Origin of the sequence: Parvularcula maris, from assembly GCF_024505085.1 — a bacterium.
GTDB classification, from domain to species: Bacteria; Pseudomonadota; Alphaproteobacteria; order Caulobacterales; family Parvularculaceae; genus Parvularcula; species Parvularcula maris.
The window spans coordinates 641,086-665,058 of record NZ_JANIBC010000001.1 but is presented as its reverse complement, the minus strand read 5'-3'; the positions used below and the strand labels follow the sequence as shown (position 1 = coordinate 665,058).

The 23,973-nt window shown below is 66.1% G+C and carries 23 protein-coding genes; 8 read left to right on the top strand and 15 right to left on the bottom strand.

The annotated features are described in order from the left end of the window. Positions 1-24: 24 nt before the first annotated feature. Positions 25-198, top strand: coding sequence for a hypothetical protein (locus tag NOG11_RS03255; protein WP_256618196.1), 174 nt, complete (start codon positions 25-27; stop codon positions 196-198). Here NOG11_RS03255 and NOG11_RS03250 read toward each other — a convergent pair. The 5 genes from NOG11_RS03250 to aspS form a co-directional block, all read right to left on the bottom strand. Continuing rightward, positions 190-717 (bottom strand): uracil-DNA glycosylase family protein, encoded by a 528-nt coding sequence (locus NOG11_RS03250; protein ID WP_256618195.1) that lies wholly within the window; start codon positions 715-717, stop codon positions 190-192. The genes NOG11_RS03255 and NOG11_RS03250 overlap by 9 nt on opposite strands. Further along, entirely contained in the window at positions 701-1,210 is a 510-nt protein-coding gene (locus tag NOG11_RS03245; protein WP_256618194.1) for a hypothetical protein, read from the bottom strand. The genes NOG11_RS03250 and NOG11_RS03245 overlap by 17 nt, the downstream gene beginning before the upstream one ends. Before the next feature lie 38 nt (positions 1,211-1,248). Continuing rightward, positions 1,249-1,878, bottom strand: a complete 630-nt coding sequence (locus NOG11_RS03240; protein WP_256618193.1) for a VPLPA-CTERM sorting domain-containing protein — start codon at positions 1,876-1,878, stop codon at positions 1,249-1,251. Between the two features lie 105 nt (positions 1,879-1,983). After that, on the bottom strand, positions 1,984-2,409 hold the full coding sequence (locus NOG11_RS03235) for a hypothetical protein (RefSeq protein ID WP_256618192.1): 426 nt from the start codon (positions 2,407-2,409) through the stop codon (positions 1,984-1,986). An 87-nt stretch (positions 2,410-2,496) separates the two neighbouring features. Next, positions 2,497-4,326 (bottom strand): aspartate--tRNA ligase, encoded by a 1,830-nt coding sequence (aspS, locus tag NOG11_RS03230; protein WP_256618191.1) that lies wholly within the window; start codon positions 4,324-4,326, stop codon positions 2,497-2,499. 90 nt (positions 4,327-4,416) lie between these two features. On the opposite strand from aspS, the gene NOG11_RS03225 reads away from it, so the two are divergent. The 3 genes from NOG11_RS03225 to NOG11_RS03215 all read left to right on the top strand — a co-directional run bounded on the left by NOG11_RS03225 (position 4,417) and on the right by NOG11_RS03215 (position 6,938). Next, positions 4,417-4,851, top strand: a complete 435-nt coding sequence (locus NOG11_RS03225; RefSeq protein WP_256618190.1) for a hypothetical protein — start codon at positions 4,417-4,419, stop codon at positions 4,849-4,851. A 252-nt stretch (positions 4,852-5,103) separates the two neighbouring features. Continuing rightward, entirely contained in the window at positions 5,104-5,373 is a 270-nt protein-coding gene (gene sciP / locus NOG11_RS03220) for a CtrA inhibitor SciP (protein WP_256618189.1), read from the top strand. Positions 5,374-5,807: 434 nt separating this feature from the next. Continuing rightward, on the top strand, positions 5,808-6,938 hold the full coding sequence (locus tag NOG11_RS03215; RefSeq protein ID WP_256618188.1) for a flagellar biosynthesis protein FlhF: 1,131 nt from the start codon (positions 5,808-5,810) through the stop codon (positions 6,936-6,938). Positions 6,939-7,432: 494 nt separating this feature from the next. On the opposite strand, the gene NOG11_RS03210 is transcribed toward NOG11_RS03215, so the two are convergent. From NOG11_RS03210 to NOG11_RS03200, 3 genes are all read right to left on the bottom strand, one after another. Then, the gene (locus tag NOG11_RS03210) at positions 7,433-8,080 is read right to left on the bottom strand and encodes an RluA family pseudouridine synthase (protein WP_256618187.1); all 648 of its coding nucleotides are present in this window, start codon (positions 8,078-8,080) and stop codon (positions 7,433-7,435) included. Between the two features lie 3 nt (positions 8,081-8,083). Continuing rightward, positions 8,084-8,965, bottom strand: coding sequence for an alpha/beta fold hydrolase (locus NOG11_RS03205; RefSeq protein ID WP_256618186.1), 882 nt, complete (start codon positions 8,963-8,965; stop codon positions 8,084-8,086). A gap of 84 nt (positions 8,966-9,049) precedes the next feature. Then, complete coding sequence (locus NOG11_RS03200) at positions 9,050-9,472, bottom strand: hypothetical protein (protein WP_256618185.1); 423 nt, start codon at positions 9,470-9,472, stop codon at positions 9,050-9,052. A gap of 104 nt (positions 9,473-9,576) precedes the next feature. On the opposite strand from NOG11_RS03200, the gene NOG11_RS03195 reads away from it, so the two are divergent. Then, entirely contained in the window at positions 9,577-12,606 is a 3,030-nt protein-coding gene (locus tag NOG11_RS03195; protein ID WP_256618184.1) for a helicase-related protein, read from the top strand. A 509-nt stretch (positions 12,607-13,115) separates the two neighbouring features. Next, positions 13,116-13,742, top strand: coding sequence for a hypothetical protein (locus NOG11_RS03190; RefSeq protein WP_256618183.1), 627 nt, complete (start codon positions 13,116-13,118; stop codon positions 13,740-13,742). A gap of 42 nt (positions 13,743-13,784) precedes the next feature. On the opposite strand, the gene NOG11_RS03185 is transcribed toward NOG11_RS03190, so the two are convergent. The 5 genes from NOG11_RS03185 to NOG11_RS03165 form a co-directional block, all read right to left on the bottom strand. Then, complete coding sequence (locus NOG11_RS03185) at positions 13,785-14,768, bottom strand: acetyl-CoA carboxylase carboxyltransferase subunit alpha (protein WP_256618182.1); 984 nt, start codon at positions 14,766-14,768, stop codon at positions 13,785-13,787. 123 nt (positions 14,769-14,891) lie between these two features. Beyond that, the gene (locus NOG11_RS03180; protein ID WP_256618181.1) at positions 14,892-16,448 is read right to left on the bottom strand and encodes a hypothetical protein; all 1,557 of its coding nucleotides are present in this window, start codon (positions 16,446-16,448) and stop codon (positions 14,892-14,894) included. 4 nt (positions 16,449-16,452) lie between these two features. Next, a complete protein-coding gene (locus NOG11_RS03175; RefSeq protein WP_256618180.1) occupies positions 16,453-16,578 on the bottom strand; it encodes a hypothetical protein in 126 nt (41 codons plus the stop codon). A gap of 50 nt (positions 16,579-16,628) precedes the next feature. Further along, a complete protein-coding gene (locus NOG11_RS03170) occupies positions 16,629-17,924 on the bottom strand; it encodes a replication-associated recombination protein A (RefSeq protein WP_256618179.1) in 1,296 nt (431 codons plus the stop codon). Further along, entirely contained in the window at positions 17,921-19,306 is a 1,386-nt protein-coding gene (locus tag NOG11_RS03165; RefSeq protein WP_256618178.1) for a Do family serine endopeptidase, read from the bottom strand. The genes NOG11_RS03170 and NOG11_RS03165 overlap by 4 nt, the downstream gene beginning before the upstream one ends. A gap of 227 nt (positions 19,307-19,533) precedes the next feature. Here NOG11_RS03165 and NOG11_RS15095 point away from each other — a divergent pair, with 227 nt between their 5' ends. Both NOG11_RS15095 and NOG11_RS03155 read left to right on the top strand, forming a co-directional pair. After that, entirely contained in the window at positions 19,534-20,748 is a 1,215-nt protein-coding gene (locus tag NOG11_RS15095) for a glycosyltransferase (protein ID WP_256618177.1), read from the top strand. Then, complete coding sequence (locus tag NOG11_RS03155; RefSeq protein ID WP_256618176.1) at positions 20,745-21,710, top strand: glycosyltransferase family 2 protein; 966 nt, start codon at positions 20,745-20,747, stop codon at positions 21,708-21,710. The genes NOG11_RS15095 and NOG11_RS03155 overlap by 4 nt, the downstream gene beginning before the upstream one ends. A 21-nt stretch (positions 21,711-21,731) precedes the next feature. Here the strand turns inward: NOG11_RS03155 and NOG11_RS03150 are convergent, their stop codons facing one another. Together NOG11_RS03150 and NOG11_RS03145 are read right to left on the bottom strand one after the other, a co-directional pair. Then, positions 21,732-22,613, bottom strand: coding sequence for a DUF5694 domain-containing protein (locus NOG11_RS03150; protein WP_256618175.1), 882 nt, complete (start codon positions 22,611-22,613; stop codon positions 21,732-21,734). A gap of 44 nt (positions 22,614-22,657) precedes the next feature. After that, positions 22,658-23,968, bottom strand: a complete 1,311-nt coding sequence (locus NOG11_RS03145; protein ID WP_256618174.1) for a metal-dependent hydrolase family protein — start codon at positions 23,966-23,968, stop codon at positions 22,658-22,660. Between the last annotated feature and the right edge of the window lie 5 nt (positions 23,969-23,973).

The window sequence follows — 23,973 nt, the reverse complement described above, 5'->3', positions numbered from 1 at the left end:
CACCGGCAGTGTAGGAGAAAGACCATGCGTGACGAATTCGAAGAGCTCTGCTTACTGATGAACGATCCTTCCACCCTGGTCGGTCAGGCCTACTCGACCGATCACGAGATGAAGGAGCGCTGCCAGAGCTTTCTCTGCCGCGAAGGTTACGACAGCTCCGCCTGCGACGGCTTCGAGCGCCGCGGCGACCTACGCTAGCACACTGGCCTCGTAGGCTTCCCTCCAGATACCCGGAATGGCGTTCCATCGCTCCGGGTACCCCGCCCTCACATTGGGTGAGGGATGCGCCGAGACGAAGACTGGAACAGCGCCTGCCCTCGATTGCTGCCAGACCGTCTCGGCGGTTCTTCCCGCCAGCGCCGCCGCCCGCAGGTTCGGCATGGAGACGATCAGCTTACGGAGCGCATCCGCTCCTAGCCGCCGCTCCCCCGCCGTCACCTTGGCCGTGCCGTTCCACCAGGGCACGGCGTTCCAGATCAGCACCTCCGTCCGCGGCACCCCTGCCCGCTCCAGAAGCAGGCGAACCGTGTTGCGCTCGCCATTGTCTGGGGACACCACGGCGTTCTCATGGGCGAGCCCTGACGGCTTCTCCAGGAGGATCAGAAGCCTCGCGCCGAGCCCGCCGCCCAAGGGATCGAAGCCGGGAAGGCTGGCTTCGGGCGCCAGCGCCTCCAGGCTGGACAGCAGGTCGGCTTCGTCCCTACTTAGGCTTCTCACCGGAGAGCACCGGCCTCAGCGAGGCAGGCCGAAGGTCCTCCCTCAACGGATCGTAGCCTAGCCTCGCGCAACCCGTCGGCTCCGCCGTGAACTGAATGGTGTCGATCTTCCATGTGCCCTCCACCTCGATCAGGGTGAAGGCGTCGAAGCCGCAATGGACGATCCGCCGATCCACCTCGATCACATAGGGCGCGAAAACCTGGGCCAGCCCTTCGGTGACCTGCACCTTCGGCTCCCAGTAGAGTTCGGCGTTCTTGGTGGGAAGATCGCTCCAGGCAGCGACAAACGACGCGACGTCGATGGGGGCGGAGATGCCGGTCGGCTCTGCGTCCTCACCGATGCTGACTTGCCGCCCCGAAGCGGTAGCGGTGATGGTCTCGGCGCCCGCCTCGGCGTCGCGGGCGTAGTAGGCTTCGAAGAAGCGGTCCACGGTCTGAAGGACCGCTTCTTCAGGGTTCGTCGCCGCCAGCGCGGCCAGGAGGAGAAAGGTCATGACGCAGGTTTAGCGCCTGGACCTCCCTCCGAACAGGGTCAGGCCTTGCGGCGGCGCTTGGCGAAGCCGAGACCGGCCATTCCCGCAGCCATTAGGGGAAGTGCGCCCGGCACCGGGACCTCGCTGGCGGTGACCGTCACCATGACTTCGCCCAGTCGGGCAAGATCGCCGACATTGTCGACGGTGTTGAAATAGGTGCCGACATTGAAGGCCGAGATGTCGAGGTCGATGGTACCCGTCCCGCCAAAGGTAACTTCGCTGTTGCCGGTGTAGTTCTGCTCGATGGCGAAGCGGAAACCGAGATCGTCGGCATTGTCGGGGGCGTCCTCATCGAGGAAGATCTGCGTGATCGTGTTGGTCACGCCGCCGATAGTGATGAACGCGTTGCCGGTGAGGTTGAAGAGTGCGTCCTGGATCAGCGGATCGGAGAGGAGCTGGCCGGTGCCCCCTGGCTGGAACGTGTCGCCTTGGCTCCACCCGCCTACGCCGGTCTGACGGATGCTGTCATCGCCGGTCGTGGTGGACGAGCCGGAGAAGGTGATGGTGCTGACGCCCTGCCCGACGACGCCGTCGATGAGGATGTGAACGTTACCGCCGTCGAGCATGGCGGCGTGGGACATGCCCGTGAGTGCCGCTATGGAGAGCGTGGTTGCTAGAAACTTCTTCATGGTGGGACCCCAGTTGCGATCTGACGCCTCCTGCAGCTTCCGTGCCAACCGGTAAGGTTTTGTTAGGGGTGAGTGTTGGCAGTGCGCAGTACCGCCGGTTCTGGCTCAGTGGTGCCGTTTGAGCACGAGCAACTCTCCCGTATCGGCGGTAATGATGAGCCTCCGCCCGGCGAATTTCAGCTCGGGCTCGGCATAGAGTACACGGTCGATGTAGCGGTATGTTGGCGCCCAGGTAGTTTTGGGACACTCAGTCAGGATGAGTTCGTTGCTGCCTCGGGACGGATCCCGTCGGAGCCTACCGTCGCGAAAAGCTAGTGGTAGCGGCTCCCCTGGGCACCGATGAACGGTTACACCGTCCTCGCGGAATGAGAGAAGCTGGACGCTGCCGTCCGGAAGCCCTTCGGGCGCGCCGACGGCGATGAGGCGCCAAACGCCGGTCAGCTCCTCTTCCTCAGCAACTGGGCGAGGTGCAGAGGCACAGCTCGTCAGCACCAGCGCCACGATGGAGATCGCAAAGAGACGAAGCAACATCTCGCTCCCTAAAAAAGCGCCCCTGCTGTGCCCTTCTGCGCCTAGAAAAGGTCCCCCGGACCTTTTCTTTCGCTTGCAGCGAACCGGCTACGAAGCCTCCTCAATCGGCTTCACCACCTTGATGTGCACATCCTTGAGCTGCTCGGGAGAAGCCTCCGAGGGCGCGCCGAGAAGCAGGTCCTCGGCGTTTTGGGTGAGCGGGAACATCGTCACCTCACGGATGTTTTCCTGGTCGGCGAGCAGCATGACGATGCGGTCGACGCCATAGGCGATGCCGCCGTGGGGCGGGGCGCCGTATTTGAAGGCGTTCAGCATACCGCCGAACTCGCGCTCGACCACTTCCGCGCCGTAGCCCGCCTTGGCAAAGGCCGCATACATCACTTCGGGCTTGTGGTTACGGATGGCACCGGAGGCCATCTCGTAGCCGTTGCAGACCAGGTCGTACTGGTTGGCCTTGAGCTGCAGGATCTGCTCAGCCGTCTCGGCTTTCTCGAGCGCCGCGAGGCCCCCTTGCGGCATGGAGAAGGGGTTGTGGCCGAACTCGACCTTCTTGCGCTCCTCGTCCCACTCATACATCGGGAAGTCGACGATCCAGCAGAAGGCGAAGCGAGCCTCGTCGAAGATCGGCGTGCCGTCCGGCATGATCTTGCCCTGCTCGGCCAGGCTCTGCGCGATCTCGACACGGGCGAGACCCGCCACGCGCTCGAACTCTTCGACCTTACCGGCGAGGAAGAAGGCGGCATCGCCCGCAGACAAGCCAAGCTGGTCGCGGATGGCATGGGTGCGCTCGGCGCCGATATTCTTGGCGAGGGGGCCTTTGCCGTCGCCGTCGTCGAACATGATGTAGCCCATGCCCGGCAGGCCCTGTTTCTGCGCCCAGGAGTTCATCCGGTCACAGAACGCCCTGGACCCGCCACCCGGCGCGGGGATGGCGCGAATCTGCTTCTCGGGGTCCTCCGCCATCGACGCAAAGATCTTGAAGCCCGAGCCTTTGAAGTGCTCGGTCACCACCTGCATCTGAAGCGGCACGCGCAGGTCGGGCTTGTCGGTGCCGTAGCGCAGCATGCTGTCGGCGTAGGGGATCTTGGCCCAGCTCTCGTAGGGGTCCACCTTGCGCTCACCGGCATGAAGCTCGAAGGCCCGCGCCACCACGGGGCCGGTCGTGTCCCAGACCTCGTGCTGCTCGACGAAGCTCATCTCGACATCGAGCTGGTAGAACTCACCGGCGGAGCGGTCGGCCCGTGCATCCTCGTCTCTAAAGCACGGCGCGATCTGGAAGTAGCGGTCGAAGCCCGACACCATGATGAGCTGCTTGAAGATCTGCGGCGCCTGGGGCAGCGCGAAGAATTTTCCAGGGTGAAGACGTGAGGGCACCAGGAAGTCCCTCGCGCCTTCCGGGCTGGAGGCCGTCAGGATCGGTGTCTGGTACTCGGTGAAGCCCGCATCCTCCATGCCCCGGCGCAGCTCACGCACCACGTTCGAGCGCAGCACGATGTTCTTGTGCATGGTCTCGCGGCGGAGGTCCAAATAGCGGTGCCGCATGCGGATGTCTTCGGGGTAGTCGGGCTCCTGGAAGACTGGCAGGGGCAGGTCACCGGCAGCGGACAGCACCTCGAACTTGGTGATGCGCACCTCGATGGCGCCGGTGGGCAGGTTCTCGTTCACCTGGTCCTCGGCTCTGGCGACCACCTTGCCCTCGACCCTGATGCAGCTCTCGGCGCGCACGGCATCGACGGCTGCGAAGTCCTCGAACTCAGGCTCGCAGAGAACCTGCGTGATGCCGTAGTGGTCGCGCAGGTCGATGAACAGGATGCCGCCATGGTCGCGCTTCCTGTGCACCCAGCCGGAGAGCCTGACCTCGGAGCCGACATCTTCCTTGCGGAGCTCGGCACAGTGGTGGGACCTGTAGGGATGCATCGTGGAAACCTCTTCGCTAAGCCCTGGGCCATTGCATCGCCTGTTCGGCAGGGTCAAGCTATCTGAAGCGGGCTGCCCTAGGGGAAGAAGATGCGCAAGCTTATCGGTGTCGGCGTTCTTCTTTCATCAGCTGCGCTGGTGGCCGCTGCCCTCTTCCATGTCGCGCTGATATTCGGTGATCCGTCCTGGGTGGCTTTCGCCGGAGCGCCTTTGTGGGTGACCGAGTCCTTTCGCGACGGAACCTGGCAGGGGCCGGTCGTCACGAGCGCCATCGCGCTGATCCTTCTGGTCTTCGCGGCTTACGGCTGGTCGGCGACTGGGCGCCCTCCTAAGCTGCCGCTGACAAGGCTAGCGCTCGGCCTGATTGCAGCCCTCTTTCTCCTGCGCGCATCGGCGCTGGTCCATCAGCTCCCCGCGGCGGATTTCTCCAAACCCTTCGATCAGTTCCACGTGGCGGCTTCGGTCATCATCGGTCTGACCGGGCTTTCCTACGGTCTCGGCGCGCTGTTCCTCCGCCGCCGGTGAGCGCCTGCGCTCTTTAGGCTTTTCGGTCAGCCTCTCTTCACCCTGTGTTCCAGGGCGGAACAGAAGCGCTCACCTGTCCCTCCCCGGCACAAAGTTTGCCCCAAAAAGGCCTTATTTCTTGCGGGGTTCAGGACATCTTCACCCTATCGCTTAGGCGGTTCTTAGCCGGCGTTATGTAGTCTCACGGCTTATCGAGCCTATCGATGCCGCCGTGGGGGTGGCGACAAGTTGGGGAACAGTATGGAAGCTTTCATGCAGCGGAGGCAGCAGCGCGAACCTTACGTCATCGGGCCTGATGGGACCCCGTTGACCCTCGCCGACCTTCCTTCGCCCACGACCAAGCGCTGGGTGATCCGTCGCAAGGCCGAGGTGGTCACCGCCGTTCGCGGAGGTCTCCTGAGCTTTGAAGCCGCGTGCGAACGCTACGGCATCACCGAGGAGGAGTTCCACTCCTGGGAGAAAGCGATCGACAAGCACGGGATGCAGGGCCTGCGCGCCACCCGCATTCAGCAGTACCGCTAAGCCGGTCGCACATCTGAAAAAAGCCCGGCCCCGCGGAAGCGGGGGCGGGCTTTTTCGTTTGAACCTTCGCCGTCATCCCGGAAAGCGCGGAAGCGCTTATCCGGGACCCATGGACTGAACGCTCCATTATAACCGACGGCTGATAGGGCAACAACGAGTGGTCCATGGGTCCCAGATAGCCTGCGGCTTCCGGGATGACGGTAGGGGTGCGTCCTCCCTAGAGGCGAACCCCGCACGCGCGGCACAACCCTTGCAACCTGGCGGTGAGCAGTCACGCGCTAGGGCAGACCATGCAGCACCACTCTTTCGGCCTTCGCTACGAGCCCCTAGGTTCAGGGGCGGGCCCGATCTTCTGGAACGGGCGAGAAGAGACTTGGTCGAAGAGGCAACAGCCTCTACGCCGGAGTGATGGTGATGGAACCCAGCCTGCGCCGATGAGCTATCAGACCTTCTACGGAGCCACTATTGACGAGGCCAAGCGCGCGATGAAGCGCACGCTGGGCGATGACGGCGTGGTGCTCGCCGTGCGCCGAAGCCAGGACGGCGGTGTCGAGATTCGCGCCATCAAGAAGGGCCAGCCCCTCTTCAAGGGCGAGGGCGGCTCTTCCGGGGGCCTCTTCGCGCGCGGCAGGTCGAGCGAGCCTGCGCCCGCCCCCTCCCTCGGCGGTCTCAAGGAGCCCCGCGTCACGGACGATGCAGAGGCGGCGAAGGAGCCCGAGGGCGGCGCTATGGGCACGCTGCGCGGCGATTTCTCGAAGAAGCTCGCCAGCGGCCGGTCGGGCTCAGGCGATCCGATCTTCGCCGAGTGGGAGCATCGCCTCGGCCGTCACGGCCTTTCCCAGCGCCTCATCCGCGCCCTCGCCGACGAGGCCCACGACTACGCAGGCCGGGGCGACGAGGCCGCACGCTTGAGCTTCGCACTCGCCAGAGTCCTGCGTTTTGCCCCCCTCAACATCATGCGCGACGTGCCGATCATGCTGATCGGCCAGACGGGGGCGGGCAAAACATCCTCCGCCGCCAAGATCGCCGCCAGCGCCGCCGCCCAAGGGGGCCGCATCGCCTTCGTCTCCGCCGATGTGGGCCGGGCGGGCGCGGTCGAGCAGATGCAGACCTATGCCGACGCCCTCGACACCCGCTTCTGGGCGGTCGAGGAGCCGCGCGAGGTCGCCCAGATCATGCGCCAGGAGCGACCCAAAGAGGGCATCATCCTCGACACCCCCGGTGTCAGCCCCTTCGCCAGCGCCGATGTCAACGCCGTGCGCGCCTTCCGGGAGAGCCTCGGCGCCGAGATGATCCTCGTCATCCCCGCCTCCGGCGATGTCGGTGAGCACACGGATTGGATCACCGCCTTTGCGGACCTCGGCGTGCGCCGCTGCATCATCACCAAGTTCGACGCCTCCCGCCGCGTCGGCGCCGCCGTCTCCGCCTGCTACCAGGCCGGCATGGCCATCGCCTACTTCTCCGAAGCCCCCTTCATCGCCGACGGCCTCATCGAGGCGGGCCCGGACTATCTGGCGCAAAGGCTGCTGATGGACGTACCCGGACGGCTTGGGCGGAAGAGTTAGGGCGGATCGCGAAGCTTTTCCGCCGCTCGGCGCTCTCCCCCCCCCTTTATCTCCAAGGTCCACATCTCCTCCCCACGCCTTCCCATGGTCGCGCAGCGATCCATGGGACCCATCACAAAGCGGACCAAGCAGCACACAGGCGGCAGGAGATGGGTCCCACGGTCTACGCTTCGCTACGCCGTGGGAAAGCGGATGAAAAAGCAGGGGCCGTAGGGCGGATTGCGAAGCGATCCGCCGCGCGCCGGGTCCCCGTTCGTCTCTTATGCCCGCGCCGAGCGGGTGGTCGTGTTGCCCGCCTTCGACCGTCATCCCGGAAGCCGAAGGCTATCCGGGACCCATGGACCGGTCAGCTCTCACGAACGCACCGGACCGAGCGGATCGTAACGTCAGGCCATGGGTCCCGGATCAGCTTCGCTGTCCGGGATGACGGCGGAAGGAAGCATACCGCCCAGAAGAGGTGGCCGCCTCCGGCGTCCACCCTACGGGGACAGAACTCAGAATGGCACCTCGGAGCGGAACACCACCTCACTACCCCCGATCGGATGCCGTACCGCCAGCTCCTCCGCATGCAGCAGCAGTCTGGGTGCGGAGTGTTCGTCCCCGTACCACTCATCCCCCAGGATCGGGTGTCCGATCGAGGCCATATGCACGCGGAGCTGGTGCGAGCGACCGGTGACGGGGGTGAGCGCAAGCCTCGTCGACTCCCCTACCCGCTTCAGCACCCGCCAGTGGGTCAGGGCCGGTCTGCCGTGCTTTTCGCAGATCATCTGCAGCGGGCGGTTGGGCCAGTCGCAGCGCATTGGCGCGTCGACCGTGCCGCTCTCCGCTTCCACCCTGCCCTCGACCACGGCGATGTAGCGCTTCCTCGTCATGCGCTTCTCGAACTGCTTGCCCAGATGCGCCAGCGCCTCCTTGCTTCGTGCGAAGAGCATCACGCCGGAGGTCGCCATGTCGAGCCGGTGGACGGTGAGCGCTTCGGGATGGGCCTCCCTCACCCTCGCCTCCAGACAGTCCGGCTCACACCGTCCGGGGACGGAGAGAAGCCCCGCGGGCTTGTCGGCGACGATCAGCGCCTCGTCGACGTGAAGGAGCGTCAGGCGCGGCTCCAGCGGCGGCCGGTAGGGCTTGAGCGGCAGGGGCAAGGGCTAGACGGCGATGGCGGCGGGCAGCTTCGCCTCGGCGTGCATCCAGACATCCTCGATGCCGTCGGCGATCTGCGCGGCGCAGGGCGGGGTGAGCATGGACATGTGCCCCTCCTTGGCGAAGTGGATGCGCCGCGCCCAGGTCCCCGCCTCGGTATATTCCTGCAGCAGCGCCGTGGTCCCCTGGCTGACCGGGGTGGCGGTGGCGAAGAAAGACGGCAGGTGCAGCGCGGGCTCGATCGTGTCGTCGAGCGCCTTCTTCTCGGTGACGGCCACCTCCTCGGCGGCGGTGCGCAGGTGCTGCTCGGAGTTGATCGAGGCGAGCTTGTCCGCCCGCGGCGGGCCTTCGAGCTCGAGGATGTTCGGGTGCAGCGTCTCCACGAAATCGCCGAGGGCCGTGCCCGCGACCTTGGCGCCCGCCTGACCGATCCCCCTCGCCCAGGCGATCCAGCCCGCCCAACGCAGACCCCTCATCAGCGACGGGCAGACCGCGTCTAGCAGCGCCAGCCCGGCTAGCCGGTCGGGGATCATGCAGCCCGCAAGATGCACCCTGACCCCGGCCATGGAGTGCCCGGCAAGGACCACCTTGCGGCTCACCTCCAGCCGGTCGAGCACCCGCTCCATGTCCTGCACGTGAAAGCTCGGCAGGGGCGGCTGGCCCTCGGGCAGCGGGTCGGAGCCGTACATCCCCGCCCTGGTCGTGAGGATACAGTACCAACCGCGCCTCGCCAGGTCCAAGGCGATGTGGTGGCCGTCCGCGTAGATGCCGAAGGAGCCGGGGTCGAAGAGGAGGACACGCGGCGCATCGGTATCGCCGTAGCGGGCCAGCGACATGCGCCGCTCGCCGTCGATCTCCACCCGTTCGACCTCGCCCTGAAGCTTCATCGGCCTCCGCTTATCCTCGTGCTGCTTCGCCTGTGCTAGCAACACGCGGAGCGGGGAAAAAGATCAGAGCTGAGAGATGTCGGCTTAGTAGGCGCAGACCGAGAACCCCTTACCGATCCAGCAGGCCGGATAGCTCTCCGACCGCTTCGCCTCGCCCACATAGGTGCTGCCGCCGGTCGTGGTCAGCGCGCGAACGTCGGCCTCGCCGGGCAGGAAGACGGAGACGAGGATCTCGGACACGTCGTCGTAGAACATGTCGCCCTCTTCCAGGGTGACGGCGAAGGAGCCGCGCCCGCGAGGCTCGAACTTGCAGGCACCGCGGAAGTTGGAGGGCCAAAGAAGGCACTTGGCATCGCGGATCTCCACCGGCGTCCGCTCGGAGGCGAGGCCCTCGGGCAAGATGTCCTGCATCTCCTCCGGCAGATCGCTCTCCTGCACCACCCCCGCTTCGCTGCCGCAGGCGGCGAGCAGCAGTGCCCCGCCGATCAGGTTTCTCATCCCAGCCATGTCCAACCCCTTAGAGCCCTTCCAACCCGTGTCGCTCTTTCACGCTACAGTGAGCACTATCGCCGCTTTGACGCCGAAGGCCAACCCTGCTCTAGCTCTTAGGCATGTCCTCACGCATGCGGCCGCAGACAGGGCTCGGCCCCAGCGGCGTCACCGCCGTTCTCGGCCCCACCAATACCGGCAAGACCTTCTACGCGCTGGAGCGGATGGCCGCCCACCCCACGGGCATGATCGGCCTGCCGCTGAGGCTTCTCGCTCGTGAGGTCTATGAGAAGATGGTGGACCGGCGCGGCGAGCGGGCGGTGGCGATGATCACCGGCGAGGAGAAGATCGTCCCGCCGAACCCCAGCTACTGGGTCTGCACGGTTGAAGCGATGCCGCTCGAACGCCGGGTCAGCTTCCTCGCCATCGACGAGGTGCAGCTCGCCGCCGATGCCGACAGGGGCCGCATCTTCACCGACCGTATCCTGCACGCAAGGGGCCAGCACGAGACCTTGCTTCTCGGCTCGGACACGATGGGGCCGATCCTGTCGCGGCTGGTCCCCGGCATCGAGTATTTGGGCCGGGAGCGCTTCAGCCAGCTCACCCATACGGGCCATAAGAAAGTGACCCGCCTGCCGCGGAGAACCGCTATCGTGGCCTTCTCAGCGGACGCGGTCTACTCCATCGCCGAGCTGATCAGGCGTCAGCGCGGCGGCGCGGCGGTGGTGATGGGCGCACTCAGCCCCCGCACCCGCAACGCCCAGGCCGCGCTCTACAATGACGGCGAGGTGGACTACCTCGTCGCCACCGACGCCATCGGCATGGGCCTCAACATGGACATCGACCATGTGGCCTTCGCGCAAGGGAGGAAGTTCGATGGCCGCAACGCGCGGAACCTGCAGCCTGCCGAGGTGGGGCAGATCGCAGGCCGCGCGGGACGCCACGTGCGCGACGGCACCTGGGGCTCGACGGCGGAGTGCCCGCCCTTCGACGAGGAGCTGATCCACCAGGTTACCGAACATACGTTCCAGCCCGTCACCGCGCTGCAGTGGCGGAACCCGAACGTTCGGTTCGGCAGCCTGCCCGCCCTTCTGAAGTCGCTGGAGCAGGCGCCAACCGAAGAAGGCCTGGTCCGCGCCAGAACCGACGATGACGAGGACGCCCTACGCCGACTCGCGCGGCGTCACGACATCCGCGAGATGGCCAGGGGCGGCGCAGCGCTGAAGCTGCTCTGGGAGGTCTGCCAAGTCCCCGACTTCCGCAAGGTCACCCCGGACCAGCACGCCATCATCCTGGGCGAGCTCTACGAGCAGCTCATTGAGCGGGGCAGCATCCGCCGGGAGTGGGCCGAGCTGCAGCTCAGCCGCCTCGACAATCCGAACGGCGATATCGACGCCATCTCGAACCGCATCGCCCATGTGCGCACCTGGACCTATCTCAGCCACCGCTCTGGCTGGCTGGACGATGCGGGCTACTTCCAGGGCGAGGCGCGGCGGATCGAGGACAAGCTCTCGGACATCCTGCACGAGCGTCTGACGCAACGCTTCGTTGACCGGCGCACCTCAGTGCTCTTGAAGCGTCTCAAGGACGACGCCCCGCTCCTGGCAGGCGTCCGCAACAATGGAGAGGTCGTCGTGGAAGGCGAGTTCGTAGGAAGGCTCCTGGGCTTTCAGTTCATCCTCGACCCCAAGGCCAGGGGGCCGCACGAGAAGCGCGTGCGCTTTGCCGCGCTGAAGGCTCTCGGCCCGGAGCTGATGGCCCGTGCCTCCGCTTTGGCTGAAGCGAAGCCGGACGAGCTGAAGCTGGCCGATAGCGGTGAGATCACCTGGCGCGGCAGCCCCATCGCCAAGCTCCGACGCGGCCCGCAGCCCCTGCGGCCCGATTTCGAGCTGGTGGCGATGGAGCACATGCCCGCTTCCGCCGTGGGCGCGGTGCAGGACCGTTTGCGCCAGTTCATCGCCGACCGGGTCGAAGGTCTGGCCGGGCCGCTGGTCGCTCTGCAGCGCGCGCTGAACAGACCATCCGACGATCCCGAAGGTCTGTCGGCGAACGCAAGAGGCGTGGCCTTCCGCCTGGTCGAGAATTTCGGCGCCATGTCCCGCCGCCCCATCGCCGATGAGGTCAAAGCCCTGACCCAGGATGAGCGTGCGGGCCTCAGAAAACTCGGTGTGCGCTTCGGCGAGTACACGCTGCACCTCCCCGCCCTTCTCAAACCCGCCCCGGCCAAGTTTCTCGGCCTCCTCTGGTCCCTCAGCAGCGAGGCGGCACCGGGCAGATACGCCCTGCCGCCCGCGGGCGCGACCTCGGTCGAGGCCGACGAGACGGTGCCGCACGCCTTCTGGTACGCCGTCGGCTACCGACCCTCGGGCAAGCGGGCCGTGCGCATCGACATGCTGGAGCGCCTCGCCCAGGAGATTCGCAAGGCCCGCGACGAAGGCGGCCGCCAGGGCTTCGAGACCAACCAGCGCATGATGAGCCTGGTCGGCGTTTCCGGCGAGGCCTTCGAGGACATTCTCAAGAACCTTGGCTACAAGAAGCAGACCGTGGAGCGTGAGGTGAAGGTCGCGGCCCCCGTGGTCGCCGACCCGGTGGCGGAGACCGTCGAGGACCCCGCGGCCACCGCGGCGAGGCAGCTTCCGGCGGATGAGCCGGTAGCGGAGGGCCAGGCTCCTGACGCAGCGACGCAGGTGGGGACCGCTCCGCCAACCGCCGAAGCCGAGCAGGCCGTGTCGGAACCGGCATCCGAAGAGAAGGAAGCAGAAGCGCCGACCAGTGACCCGGCAGCTGAAACTTCCCAAGCCGAACCGACCGAGACACACCAGGCAGCTTCCCAAGATGTTCCAGTTACGGAAACTCCGCCCGCTGAAGCTCCGCTAGCGGAGGGCGAAACTGTCACTGAGACGGTCACCCTCTGGCGCTACCAGCCGCCGCGCGGCCCCCGCCGCGACCAGAAAGACGGTCGCCGGGGCGGCAAGCCCGGACAGCGAGGCGAGAAACGCGACGGTCCCCGCAGCCAGGGTCCGAAGGGTAAGGGCGGCAAACGTCCGCCCAAGGATCAGAAGCCGAGAACCTTCAGTTCCGGCCCGAGAAAGCGCAAAGAGGCCGACCCGGACAGCCCGTTTGCGGTGCTGGCCAATCTGAAGAAGGACTGAGCTGCCTCGCTCTGGTGCTAGTGGGTCGGTTTCGACGGCGGTGCCGGAAACCCCCGCCGAGGGTGGTTGCGCTAATCTCTTCGAAGGGAGAGGTTGATGTTTACTATATCGAGTGAGGATAAATAATGGCGTTTCTATCCTTAGCAAACAGATGAAAACATAGGCGCTGGTGGCTCCTCCCCCTCAGCCTGCCGGCAGCTCCCCCTCTAGAGGGGAGCGATACAGAGAGCGGACGTTGGTTCTGCTTCCCTCCCCTACGCAGTGGGGGAGGTGCCCGAAGGGCGGAGGGGGCCACCGGCGTTTGCTGAGGATAGAAACGCCCGAGTAATTGACGGAATTAGTTCTGAGGACGCCCTCACCGAAACCTGCTTCAGCAGCCTTCGACCTCTCCCTGAGGGAAAGGTGAAGAGAGTAGAAAACCGCTGCGGCAATATTCAAACCCGTCTACCACTGCCTTGGCACATAGCTTGCATCGCTGGTTTCCAGGAAATTAACCCCTGGGGACCCACATGTTCAAAGCTCTTCTTGCCGGCGCTGCCACCCTTGCGCTCGGTCTTTCCGCCCACGCCAACACCATCTACGCCATCGACATCGACTGGCAGAACAACGGCACGGTCAGCGGCAATAACGACCGCGACAATCCGCAGAACGCGCTCGGCGCGCCGGACGGCGACTTTCTCTCGCTGGGTCTCAGCAACCCGACTACCGGCAGCTACGGCTTCGCCGTCTTCGACTTCGGCACCCAGGTCACCGGCCCCGCCACGGTGTGGGAAGTGACCTTCAACTGCCGGATGGGTTCCGCCGGTGCCTGCACCTACCCCGAGAGCCTCGAAGTCTGGTACGGCAACGACTATGATTTCGGCAGCAACGACATCAACGATGTCTTCGACGATTTCATCAGCGCGGGTGAGCTGTTCAACGCCGACGCCCAGAACGGCGCCTCCGCCCTCATCAACGGCACGTTCCGCTACCTCGCTCTCGTCGATACGAGCGCTGCGAACTTCCCGAACGGTCCCAGCACGGACGGTTTCGACATCGACGCCGTGAGTGTGGTGGCGACGCCCCTTCCCGGTGCGGCAGCCCTGATCCTACCCGCGCTCGGTGTGGCGGTCGCCAGACGTAAGCGGAAGGTCTGACGCGGTCGCCCCTCCCCCTGCAAGGGGGAGGAAGCGCGAGTCTTACGCCGCGGCGTCCAGACCCTGGCGTCCGAGCTCCAGAAACTTGTCGCGCCGCTGAGCCTTGAGCTCGGCGGCGCTCATCGCTGTCAGCTCGTCCAGGAAGCGGGCGATGGTCGAGGCGACATTGCCCATGGCTTCTTCGGGAGCGCGGTGGCTGCCGCCGATGGGCTCGGGAATGATAGCGTCGATGACGCCCAAGGCTTCGAGGTCCTGGGCGGAGATCTTCATCGCGTCGGCGGCATCGGGCGCCTTGTTGTCGCCCTTGGCCATGGCATCTTTCCAGAGGATCGCTGCGCAGCCCTCGGGCGAGATCACCGAGTAGATCGAGTGCTCCAGCATCAGCACCTTGTTGGCTGCCGCCAGCGCCACCGCGCCGCCTGAGCCGCCCTCGCCGGTGATGACGGAGATGATCGGGACCTCGGCCTCCAGGAACTTCGCCGTGCAGGAGGCGATGGCCTCCGCCTGGCCGCGCTCCTCGGCGCCGCGGCCCGGATAGGCACCTGCGGTATCGACCAGGGTGATGACCGGCAGGCCGAAGCGCTCGGCCATCTCCACCAAGCGGATCGCCTTGCGGTAGCCCTCGGGCCGGGCCATGCCGAAATTGTGGGTGAGGCGGCTTTCGGTGTCGCGGCCCTTCTCGTGACCCATGATCACGCAGCGGTGCCCGCCAATATGGGCGAGGCCGCCCAGGATCGCCTGGTCGTCGCCGAAGGCGCGGTCGCCAGCCAGCTCGGTGAAGCCCTCGGCCATCGTCTCCGCATAGTCGATAAAGTGCGGGCGGTTGGGATGGCGGGCGACCTGCGTCTTCTGCCACCTCGTCAGGTTCTCATAGGTCTCCTGGAGGAGCTTCTGCGACTTCTCCTCGAGGCGCTGGATCTCAGGCTCCACCTCGGCGGCAGAGCGCTCATCGTCGAGGTCCCGCAGGCTGTCGATCTTGCCTTCGAGCTCGGCGACGGGCTTTTCGAAGTCGAGATAGGTGCGCATGGAGGGCTCTCCTTACAGATGGGGCAGCGATGCCCCGCAAACTCTTCGGGCTGCCCTAGCGATAGCCGTGGGCTTTGTCAGCCGGAGCCTAGCAGCGATCCCCCAACAAACTGCGAACCGTCCTCAGCGAGCCGGTTTCACACGGGGGACGTAGGCCTGGGAGTTGACCACCTCCTCGCGCAGCTTGCCGGTGTAGGAGAGCGCCTGCTCCTCGAAGCGGATATCGGCGAGGATGGGTGCTGCGTCGGCCACGCTGTAGAGCGTCTCGGCCATGGCGTCTCGGGCAAGCTCGGCCTCGCCCGAGGCCTGCACCGCGCCAAGCTCCAGGGCAGCGAGCAGCATGCCCGCGCGGCTACCCTCGGCGGCGGCCTTGATGCCGTGCTCGGCTGCGAGGCTCAGATCGGCGCGCTCGGCCACCTGAGCCAGCGGGTCGACCACTTCGAAGGGCACGGGCTCCGGCTCGACGATCCGCTCGCCGATGGCGCCCGCTAGGCGCTGGGCGGCGGAGGGGCGAACGGCGCCGTAGAGGTTGGCGAGGTTGAGGAACGCTCGCTCACCGCCCACCGACTGTTCGGCGGCCACGGTCTGCATCCAGCGCTCGGCGGCGTCGAAGCGGCGTAGGAGGAGCGCGGCCATCGCGAACTCCACCGCGTAAGGCGCGGTCTGCGGCCCGGCGGCGGAGGAGGCGATCTCCTGGGAGAAAGCCTTGGTGAGGAAGAGAAACTGATCGGTATCGGTGCCCGCATCGAGGAGCGCCTGCCCGATGGCGGCCTGACGCTCGGGGCTGCCCTCCTGCATGACGCGGATCGAAGCGATGGTGGCTTGAAGGCGGGAGTTCTCGAGCCGCATGGCTGCGTCGCCCAGCTCCCGGTGCGGTAGGAGGTTCTCGCGAGCCGCCCGCAGGAGCGCCGCTTCCCTGGCCTGGGAAGAGAGGCCGGTATCCATCGCCACCGCCGCCGCGATTGCCGGGCGGAGATCGGCCACATCACCCGGTCCGACCAGGCCGCCCAGGCGCCGGAAGGCGGCGTAGGACAGCGGATCGGTGGGCATCCTCGTGGGCGTGACGCCTGCCAGGAGGCTCGCGAAGGTGCGCTCGTCCTGCTCGGTGAGCACGTTCTCTTCGCGGGCGAGGGACAGGGTCAGCTCAGCCGCCGGACGCTCATCGGCGTAGAGGTAGCAGAAGATGCGAAGGCGCACGAAGAACGGGTCCTGGCGGCCTTCGCGCAAGGAAGCACCCCTGCCGCAGGCCTGCTCGGTGTCCCCCGCATAGAGGTCGCGGATGGCGACGATGCGGCTGAGGGCGGGTTGGACGGTGAGGCCCGGTGTCAGCTCGGCCAACGAGCCCGCCTCGAAGGCGTAGCCAGCCTCGGCGGCTTTCAGGAGCTTGAGACCGGCGAGCCCCGCATCGGCCCCCTCCGGCCCCTCGCCGGGGGAGAGGAGGACGCGGCGCAGCATCTCACGCTTGGCGGTGTCCTCGAACCTGACCGGCAGGGAGGCGAACTGCGCCGCCACGGTCTCGGCGCTCGAGCCCCGCCAGAGCTCGCGGGGCAGCGCGCCCTCCCGCTCGGTCAGGGACCCTAGGGCGAAAGGGCTCGAATCGAAGCTGGCCCGCTCGACCTGGGCCGCAGCCGGAGACAGCGCGGCGCCGAGGGCGGCGAGGGAGACGAGAAGCTGCTTCATATAACTACCGAGCCTGAAGCTCGACCTCTTGGGTGATGGTCCTGGTCTGAGGTTGGCGACGATCGCCCAGAACGTAAAGCAGGGCGACGGACAGGATAATGAGCGTGAGTAGAAAGAACGCGAACTTCACCGGACTGTTCCTGATCGTTGGTCTGCTGCCCTGCCGTAACAGGGTAAAGCTTACCCCTTTTCCCGCTTTTGGCGGTAGGCGGCTTGCCTTTCCGCGATGACTTTTTCGTAGCCTCTTTGTGGCGGTTCGTAGAGAGGGGTGCGCTCCAGCCCCTCGGGCAGGTAGCTCAGCCCCGCATGGCCGTCCGGCTCGTCGTGGTCGTAGCGGTAGCCCTCGCCCCTGCCCTCCTCCTTCATGCCCTTGGTTGGCGCGTTGAGCGCATGGAGCGGCGGCGGCAGGGAGCCGTGCTCCCTCGCTAGCCTCTTGGCAGCCTTGAAGGCTGCGTAGCTGGCGTTGGATTTGGGCGCGGTGGCAAGATAGGCGACAGCCTGGCCCAGCGGGATATGGCCCTCGGGCTCGCCGAGCTGCTGAAAGGCGTCCCGTGCTGCCACCACGACCTGCAGCGCACGGGGGTCGGCATTGCCGATATCCTCCGACGCGATCACCGTCAGGCGGCGGAAGATGAAGAGCGGGTCCTCCCCCGCCGCCAGCATCCGCGCGGTCCAGTAGAGGGCCGCATCGTCGTCGGAGCCACGGATGGACTTCTGCAGCACCGAGGCGAGGTCGTAGTGGATGTCCCCGCCTTTATCGCCTGCGGTCGCCCGCGCTGCGTAGGAGCGGAGAAGTTCATCCCGTCCTAGAGGATCGCCCCGGTGGCTCGCGATCTGCTCGATCAGACCGATCAGCGCACGTCCGTCCCCATCGGCGAGGGAGATGAGGGTCCGCCTCCCCTCCTCCGTCAGCGGCAGCCCAGCGGAAAGCGCCGTCTCCGCCCTCTCGGTCAGCTTCTCCAGGTCGTCGGGGTCCAGCCTCTCCAGCTTGAGCACCGCCGCGCGGGACAGAAGCGCTCGGTTGAGGGCGAAGCTCGGGTTCTCCGTCGTCGCGCCGATCAGGGTGACCACGCCGCTCTCCATGACCGGCAAGAAGCTGTCCTGCTGGCGCTTGTCGAAGCGGTGAAGTTCGTCGACGAAGAGGACAGTCGCCTGCCCCGAAGCACGGCGCGCCTCGGCGGCGGCGAAGGCCTTTTTGAGGTCCGCCGTGCCGGTGAAAATGGCCGAGAGCTGCTCGAAATGGGCGCCGCTCTCCTGAGCGATCAGACGCGCCAGGGTCGTCTTCCCCGTCCCCGGCGGGCCGTGCAGGATGATCGAGGGGAGGCTCGGGCTTGTGAGCAGCACGGACAGCTTGCCGCCCTCACCCAGAAGATGCCGCTGACCGACCACTTCCGAGAGCGAGGCAGGGCGCAGACGTTCGGCCAAGGGCACGGGCGCCCCCTTCTCCAGGCCTGCCGCTTCGAAGAGGCCGCTCACCGGACGCGGTAGGTCGACACCCGGCCCCGAGGGGTGCGGACAGTCAAGGTACGGATGTCCCGCTGTCTGAGGGCCTCTTCCAGGCCCTCGACGCTGGTGATCTCGCGCCCACCGACCTCCAGCACCTTCACACCGGGCCTGAGAGGGGTTCGCCGGGCCACCCGTCTCGGATCGGCCGAGGTGACCACCACGCCGGTATCGAAGGGGTTGCGGCCGAGCTCCTCGTTCAGCGCAGGCGAGAGGTTCGCCACCGTGATGCCCTGGAACAGGGTGTTGTCCGGCAGTTGCGTCTCGTCGCGGGCGGGGGTCTCAGGCGGTAGCTCCAGCCTTACCCTGGCCCGGCGCTCGCGGCCCTCGCGGAGATAGTCCACCTGCACCTGCTCGCCCTCCTCGCGGGTGGCAGGGCGGTAGCGAAGGGCCTCGGCGTCGCGCACCTCGCGCCCGCCAATGCGCAGCACCACGTCGCCCTCGCGAAGACCGGCGCTGGCGGCGGGACCGCCTGGATAGATCTGGTTGATGAGCGCCCCTTGCGGACGGTCGAGGCCCAGCGCCGCTGCGATCCTCCCGTCGATGTCGCTGCCGACGACGCCGATCCAGGGGCGGCGCACGATGCTCTCGCCTCCCTGCGCCGAGGCCAGCACACGCTGAACCACGCTGCCGGGGATGGCGAAGCCGATGCCGTTGGAGCCGCCTGAGCGGGAGAAGATCGCCGTGTTGATGCCGAGCAGCCTGCCGTCCACATCCACCAGCGCGCCGCCTGAATTGCCCGGATTGATGGCCGCGTCCGTCTGGATGAAGAACTGGAAGTCCGACATGGACACATTGGTGCGGCTGAGCGCCGAGACGATGCCCGAGGTCACTGTCTGGCCCACGCCGAAGGGGTTGCCGATGGCGAGCACGATGTCCCCCACCTCCGCCGCGTCGCTATCGGCGAAACGCAAGGTCGGCAGGGGGTCGGGGGTGTCGATCTTGAGGACCGCCAGATCGGTCTGCGGGTCCGCCAGCAGCAGCTCGGCATCGAACTCGCGCCTGTCGGTGAGGACGACACGGATCTGGTCCATCCCCTCGATGACGTGGTTGTTGGTCACCACCAGCCCGTCCTCCGACAGGATCACGCCGGAACCGAGCGAGCTCTGGGGCTGCTGCCGGGGGGCCATCTGGCCGAAGAAGCGGGAGAACATCGGGTCGTCGAAGACGCTGCTGCGCGCCTGGACCCGGCGGCTGGTGAAGACGTTGACCACCGCCGGCGCCGTCTCCTCGACCACTGGGGCGTAGGTCGCGCGCAGCTCGGTCCCGTTACGGGGCTGCATGGTGTCCTGGCGGGGCTGCGCGCCCGCCTGACAGACCAGAAGAAGGGGTAGGAGGAGGAGAATACTACGCATGGTCACCGTCACCCGAGAATTGCCGCCCCCTTTTGGTGGGTCTTTGCGCCCCTCGATGCAAGAGATGCAGCGCAGCTTCCGCCTCCACAACCTTTCAGGGTGCCGCTTGCGCCGCCTACCCTCTAGCGGCGTTGCCTTTAGGGGCGGTTTTACTGGATATTATGGGGGCAGTGCCTAAGTCTCAGCCGGTTGGCCGTGGTGGGCTAGGGCCAGGTAGGAGCGGGATCGTGCGAATTGGTTATCTGGCGCCTGAGATTCCCGCTCTCAGCATGACCTTCATCTACCGGGAGATCATCGGTCTGCGCGAGCGCGGGCACGAGGTCATGTCCTACACGGTGAGGCCCCCCGCCAAACCCGCCACCGATCTCGATATCGGCGAGGTGAAAGTGCTCTACGAGGGCGGCGCCCTTAGGCAGCTCACCAAGGCCGCCTCGGCAGGCATGGCTCGTGCGGGCGCATCCCTCGCGCTGCAGGCACAGGTGGTGCGCGATACGGCGCTGGGAATGGCCGAGCTGCCCGAGGCCGCCGTCAAGCTGCCGGTCCAGGCCCTCGCCGCCATGACCCTTGCCGAGCATCTGAGGCGCGACCGGGTCGAGCACCTTCATATTCACTTCGCCCATACCCCGACTCAGATCGGCATGTACGCCGCGAAGCTCGCAGGCATCCCCTTCACCATTATGGGGCATGCGAACGACCTCTTCGAGCGGCCACTTCTTCTGAAGCAGAAAGGCGAGCGCTCTTCGGGCTTCGCCATGATCACCGAGTACAACCGCCGGCTTCTCCTCGAAAAGGGCGTGCCCGAGGACAAGATGCCGATCATCCGCTGCGGCCTGCCGGGTATCCCCGACAGTCTGCCCGAGCGGCGGAAGAGCAACCAGCCGCCGACCATCGGCTCGCTGGGCCGTTTAGTCGAGAAGAAGGGCATGGGCGACCTGATCGCGGCACTGGAGAGCGTGGCGGAAGAGGTGCCCGGCGTCCGTCTGGAGATCGTCGGCGACGGCCCCTTGCGCGAGGCACTGCAAGCGCAGATCACGGGGCTTGGCCTCGGCGACCGGGTCACCCTCCTCGGTGCCATGTCGAACACGGACGTTCTGGAGTGGCTTTCCAGCCTCGACGTCTTCGCCCTCGCCTGCCGCCGCGATCAGAACGGTGACATGGACGGCCTGCCCGTGGCCCTGATGGAGGCCATCGGCGCCGGTGTGCCGGTTGTCTCGACGAGACTTTCGGGCATACCGGAGCTGATCGAGCACGGCGCCACCGGGCTCCTGGCCGAACCAGGCGACACTGACGATCTAGGGCGGCAGCTCGCCGCCTCCCTCACCGATGAGCTGGCGACGGAGCGTATGCGCCGCGCCGCCTTCGACCACCTGAAAGCCGAGTTCTCCCTAGAGGTGAACCTCGACCGCCTTGAAAAACTGTTCCGTGGAGGCAGCCCCTCATGAGCCACCCCGACCGCTCCTATCTTCTTATCGGTCCTTGTAAGGACGAGGAGAAGTTCATGCGCCGAACGCTGGACAGCGTCGTCGCCCAGACCCTTCGCCCGACCAAGTTCATCATCGTCAATGACGGCTCCACCGACCGCACCGGCGAGATCGCGGACGAGTACGCGGCCAAGCACGACTTCATCGAGGTGGTGCACCGCCCGAGGCGCGAGCAGCGCAAGGTGGGCGGCGGCGTCGTCGAGGCCTTCAACGCAGGGCTCGCGACCGAGGACTGGAAGAAGTACGCCTATGTGTGCAAGATCGACCTCGATCTCGACCTGCCCCACCGCTATTTCGAGCGGCTGGTGGAGATCATGGAGAGCCGTCCGCGCCTCGGCTGCTTCTCCGGCAAGGCCTACTACCACACGGCCAGCGGCGAGTTCGTCTCCGAAGGCTGCGACGACATCGCGGCGCTCGGCATGTCCAAGTTCTACCGCACCGAGTGCTACGATCAGATCGGCGGCTTCGTGCAGCAGGTCATGTGGGACGCCATCGACGGCCACACGGCCAGGCTTCACGGCTGGGAAACGGGTAGTGCGGACGAAGACGATCTACGCGTCGACCATCTGCGGCCCATGGGCAGCTCGGACAAGGGCATCCTGAAAGGCCGTGCACGGCACGGTTTCGGCCAGTACTATATGGGGTCGAGCTTCCCCTATTTCTTCGCCTCGGTCGTCAATGCCGCCCGCCGCCGCCCCTATGTGGTGGGCGCCTGGTCGATGCTGTGGGGCTACCTGAAGGCAGCGGCCACGCGCCAACCCCGCTACCGGAACGCGGAGTTTCACAAGCTCCTCCACCGCTACCAGAACCGCGCCCTCATCGTCGGCAAAAACCGCGCGATGCAGGAGGTCCACGACGCCTATGCCGACCGCTGGAAAGGCGGCGGACGGACCACGGGCCACGACGCTGTGGCCGCTGAGTAGGCAGTGCTCAATGCGGCAGCGCTAGCGGGACATACCCTCTAGTTCATGAGCAGCCCGGCGGAGATAGGGCGCGACCGGCTCCAGTTCGTAACCATCAGTCTTCTCGACCAACTCGCGCAGCCAAGCGCCGTGGCCCGCTCCGTAGACGATCACCACCCGGTCGCCGGGCCTCGTGACCTGCACCATCTTGTTGAAGATCTTCGCGTTGCGGAGAAACCAGAAGGCGGCAAGCTCCGGCCCTGGCTGGTTCTCTCCCTCCCCGAAGGTCGTGACGTTCCAGTAGAAGTCATCCAGCCGCTCGCTCCCCTCGCCATCATTGTAGAGAAGGAGAAGCTCCGGGATGGTCATCGTGCTCTGCGCCTCTTCGAAGTTACGGGTGAAGGCGCTGAGATCGGTGATCCTCTCAAGATCTTCCGTACGCCCTGTTTCTTCGGCGAAGCTACTCAGGGGCGGAAAGGGGAAGTAGCCGTAGGGGAGATGAACCTGCTCCTCCGCACTCGGAAACTCGTCGATGGCGTAGACACGGTATGTCCCCGCTTCCGATGCGAGGCGATAGCCGATCTGAACGGCCTCATCGGGGTCGCTCTGCAGCATGGCGTCGTCGAAAGCGTCGAAGATCGGGTCGTCATAGGGCGGCTCAGCGGTTCCCTCGACCGCCACGACGGTCGGTCCGAAGGAGGAGAGTGCCTTGGCAAGTTGCTCGAGCTCACGCTGGCGGACAGGGGAGAAAACGTTGTCCGCCTCCACATTGTTGAGGTCACGGCCGGGATTGGCAAAATGGTAGCTACCGAGCACCATCACGCGGACGGTCTCCTCGTCACGCTTGGTCAGCTCGTCCGTACCGGGCGTCGTGCTGCAAGCTGCGGCGAGGACGGCGAACAGTGACAAGAAGAAATGCCTCATATTATCCTCCTCCTACACAGTTTCGGAAAGCTGAGTGCGGGTTCTTAGCGACCCGGCGCCTTGGCGACCTCACCGTCCTTCATGACGAAGACGACGCTGTCCTCCAGCACCGTTACGTCCTCGAAGGGGTCCCCGTCGATGGCGATGATGTCGGCGAGCTTTCCTTCCTCGATGGTGCCGATCTTGTCTTCCATCGAGACGTTCTGGCTACCGATCACCGTGGCGGCGCGAATGGCCTCCTCGGGGGTCATGCCCGCCTCGACCATCAGGCCGAACTCGCGCGCGTTCTCGCCATGGCGGGAGACGCCGCTATCGGTGCCGAAGGCGATCTTCACGCCCGCCTTGTGGGCACGGCCTAGCATGTCCTTGATCTGCGGACCGACGGTCGCCGCCTTCGCCTTCTGCGGAGGCGTCAGGAAGGTGTTCGGGTCAGCGGCCCACTCGGTCACCGTCTCGCCCGCTAGCACCGTCGGCACCAAGAAGGCGTCGTTGCGCTTGAACAGGCGGAAGCTCTCGGCATCGGCATAGGTGCCGTGCTCGATGGAGCGGACCCCTGCTCTGAGCGCCGCTTCGATGCCCTGCTTGCCGTGGGCGTGGGCGGCGACATCGCGGCCGTAATTGCCTGCGGCGCCGACAATGGCGGCGAGCTCGTCATCCATCATCTGCTGCTCGACGCCGGTTGCCGTGTTGGAGAGCACGCCTCCGGTGGCCGCGATCTTGATGCTGTCCGCCCCGCGGGCAATGACCCAGCGGGTCGCCCTGATGCAGTCGTCCGCGCCGTTGCAGATGCGCTCGTCGTTCTGGAAGCGGGCGATCTCGTCGATATAGCCCAGGCTGCCGTCGCCGTGCCCGCCCGTGATGCCGACGCCGCCGGTCATGACGATGCGCGGGCCGGAGACCGCGCCCATCTCGATGCCGTCTCGCAGCGCTTTCACCGCCTGAGCATTGCCCCCCACATCGCGCACGGTGGTGAAGCCGGCGTCGAGCGTCCGCTTAGCATGAAGAGCCCCCAGCATGGTGCGGTCGGCGGCAGAGAGCTGGACGTTCTGGAGCCGCCCCTGCGGGTTGTTCTCGCTGGTGATGTGGACATGGCCGTCGATGAAGCCGGGTAGAACCGTGTGGCCGGTGAGGTCGTAGCTCTCGATGATCTCGTGGCCTTCGCCTTCGATCGTCTCATCCGACACCGAACCCTGGCGAACCGCCAGGATCGTGCTCCCCTCGATGAGGATCGTCGCCTCGGTGGCCGCTCCCTCCCCCGGTACGGCTACGAGACCGTCCGTTCGGAGAACGGTGACCTCCGCAGCGGAAGCGAAACTGACGGAAAGGGCGAGAACGGAAAGGGCTGTCTTGAACATAAAGG

Excerpts from the sequence above, each read along its gene's own strand:
- NOG11_RS03225 (WP_256618190.1), top strand. The coding sequence starts at position 4,417 with ATGCGCAAGCTTATCGGTGTCGGCGTTCTTCTTTCATCAGCTGCGCTG.
- NOG11_RS03205 (WP_256618186.1), bottom strand. The coding sequence starts at position 8,965 with ATGAAGCTTCAGGGCGAGGTCGAACGGGTGGAGATCGACGGCGAGCGG.
- NOG11_RS03145 (WP_256618174.1), bottom strand. The coding sequence starts at position 23,968 with ATGTTCAAGACAGCCCTTTCCGTTCTCGCCCTTTCCGTCAGTTTCGCT.
- NOG11_RS03165 (WP_256618178.1), bottom strand. The coding sequence starts at position 19,306 with ATGCGTAGTATTCTCCTCCTCCTACCCCTTCTTCTGGTCTGTCAGGCG.
- NOG11_RS03180 (WP_256618181.1), bottom strand. The coding sequence starts at position 16,448 with ATGAAGCAGCTTCTCGTCTCCCTCGCCGCCCTCGGCGCCGCGCTGTCT.
- NOG11_RS03200 (WP_256618185.1), bottom strand. The coding sequence starts at position 9,472 with ATGGCTGGGATGAGAAACCTGATCGGCGGGGCACTGCTGCTCGCCGCC.
- NOG11_RS03190 (WP_256618183.1), top strand. The coding sequence starts at position 13,116 with ATGTTCAAAGCTCTTCTTGCCGGCGCTGCCACCCTTGCGCTCGGTCTT.
- NOG11_RS03235 (WP_256618192.1), bottom strand. The coding sequence starts at position 2,409 with ATGTTGCTTCGTCTCTTTGCGATCTCCATCGTGGCGCTGGTGCTGACG.
- NOG11_RS03185 (WP_256618182.1), bottom strand. The coding sequence starts at position 14,768 with ATGCGCACCTATCTCGACTTCGAAAAGCCCGTCGCCGAGCTCGAAGGC.
- NOG11_RS03240 (WP_256618193.1), bottom strand. The coding sequence starts at position 1,878 with ATGAAGAAGTTTCTAGCAACCACGCTCTCCATAGCGGCACTCACGGGC.
- NOG11_RS03195 (WP_256618184.1), top strand. The coding sequence starts at position 9,577 with ATGTCCTCACGCATGCGGCCGCAGACAGGGCTCGGCCCCAGCGGCGTC.
- NOG11_RS03155 (WP_256618176.1), top strand. The coding sequence starts at position 20,745 with ATGAGCCACCCCGACCGCTCCTATCTTCTTATCGGTCCTTGTAAGGAC.
- aspS (WP_256618191.1), bottom strand. The coding sequence starts at position 4,326 with ATGCATCCCTACAGGTCCCACCACTGTGCCGAGCTCCGCAAGGAAGAT.
- NOG11_RS03215 (WP_256618188.1), top strand. The coding sequence starts at position 5,808 with ATGAGCTATCAGACCTTCTACGGAGCCACTATTGACGAGGCCAAGCGC.
- NOG11_RS03255 (WP_256618196.1), top strand. The coding sequence starts at position 25 with ATGCGTGACGAATTCGAAGAGCTCTGCTTACTGATGAACGATCCTTCC.
- NOG11_RS03245 (WP_256618194.1), bottom strand. The coding sequence starts at position 1,210 with ATGACCTTTCTCCTCCTGGCCGCGCTGGCGGCGACGAACCCTGAAGAA.
- sciP (WP_256618189.1), top strand. The coding sequence starts at position 5,104 with ATGCAGCGGAGGCAGCAGCGCGAACCTTACGTCATCGGGCCTGATGGG.
- NOG11_RS03150 (WP_256618175.1), bottom strand. The coding sequence starts at position 22,613 with ATGAGGCATTTCTTCTTGTCACTGTTCGCCGTCCTCGCCGCAGCTTGC.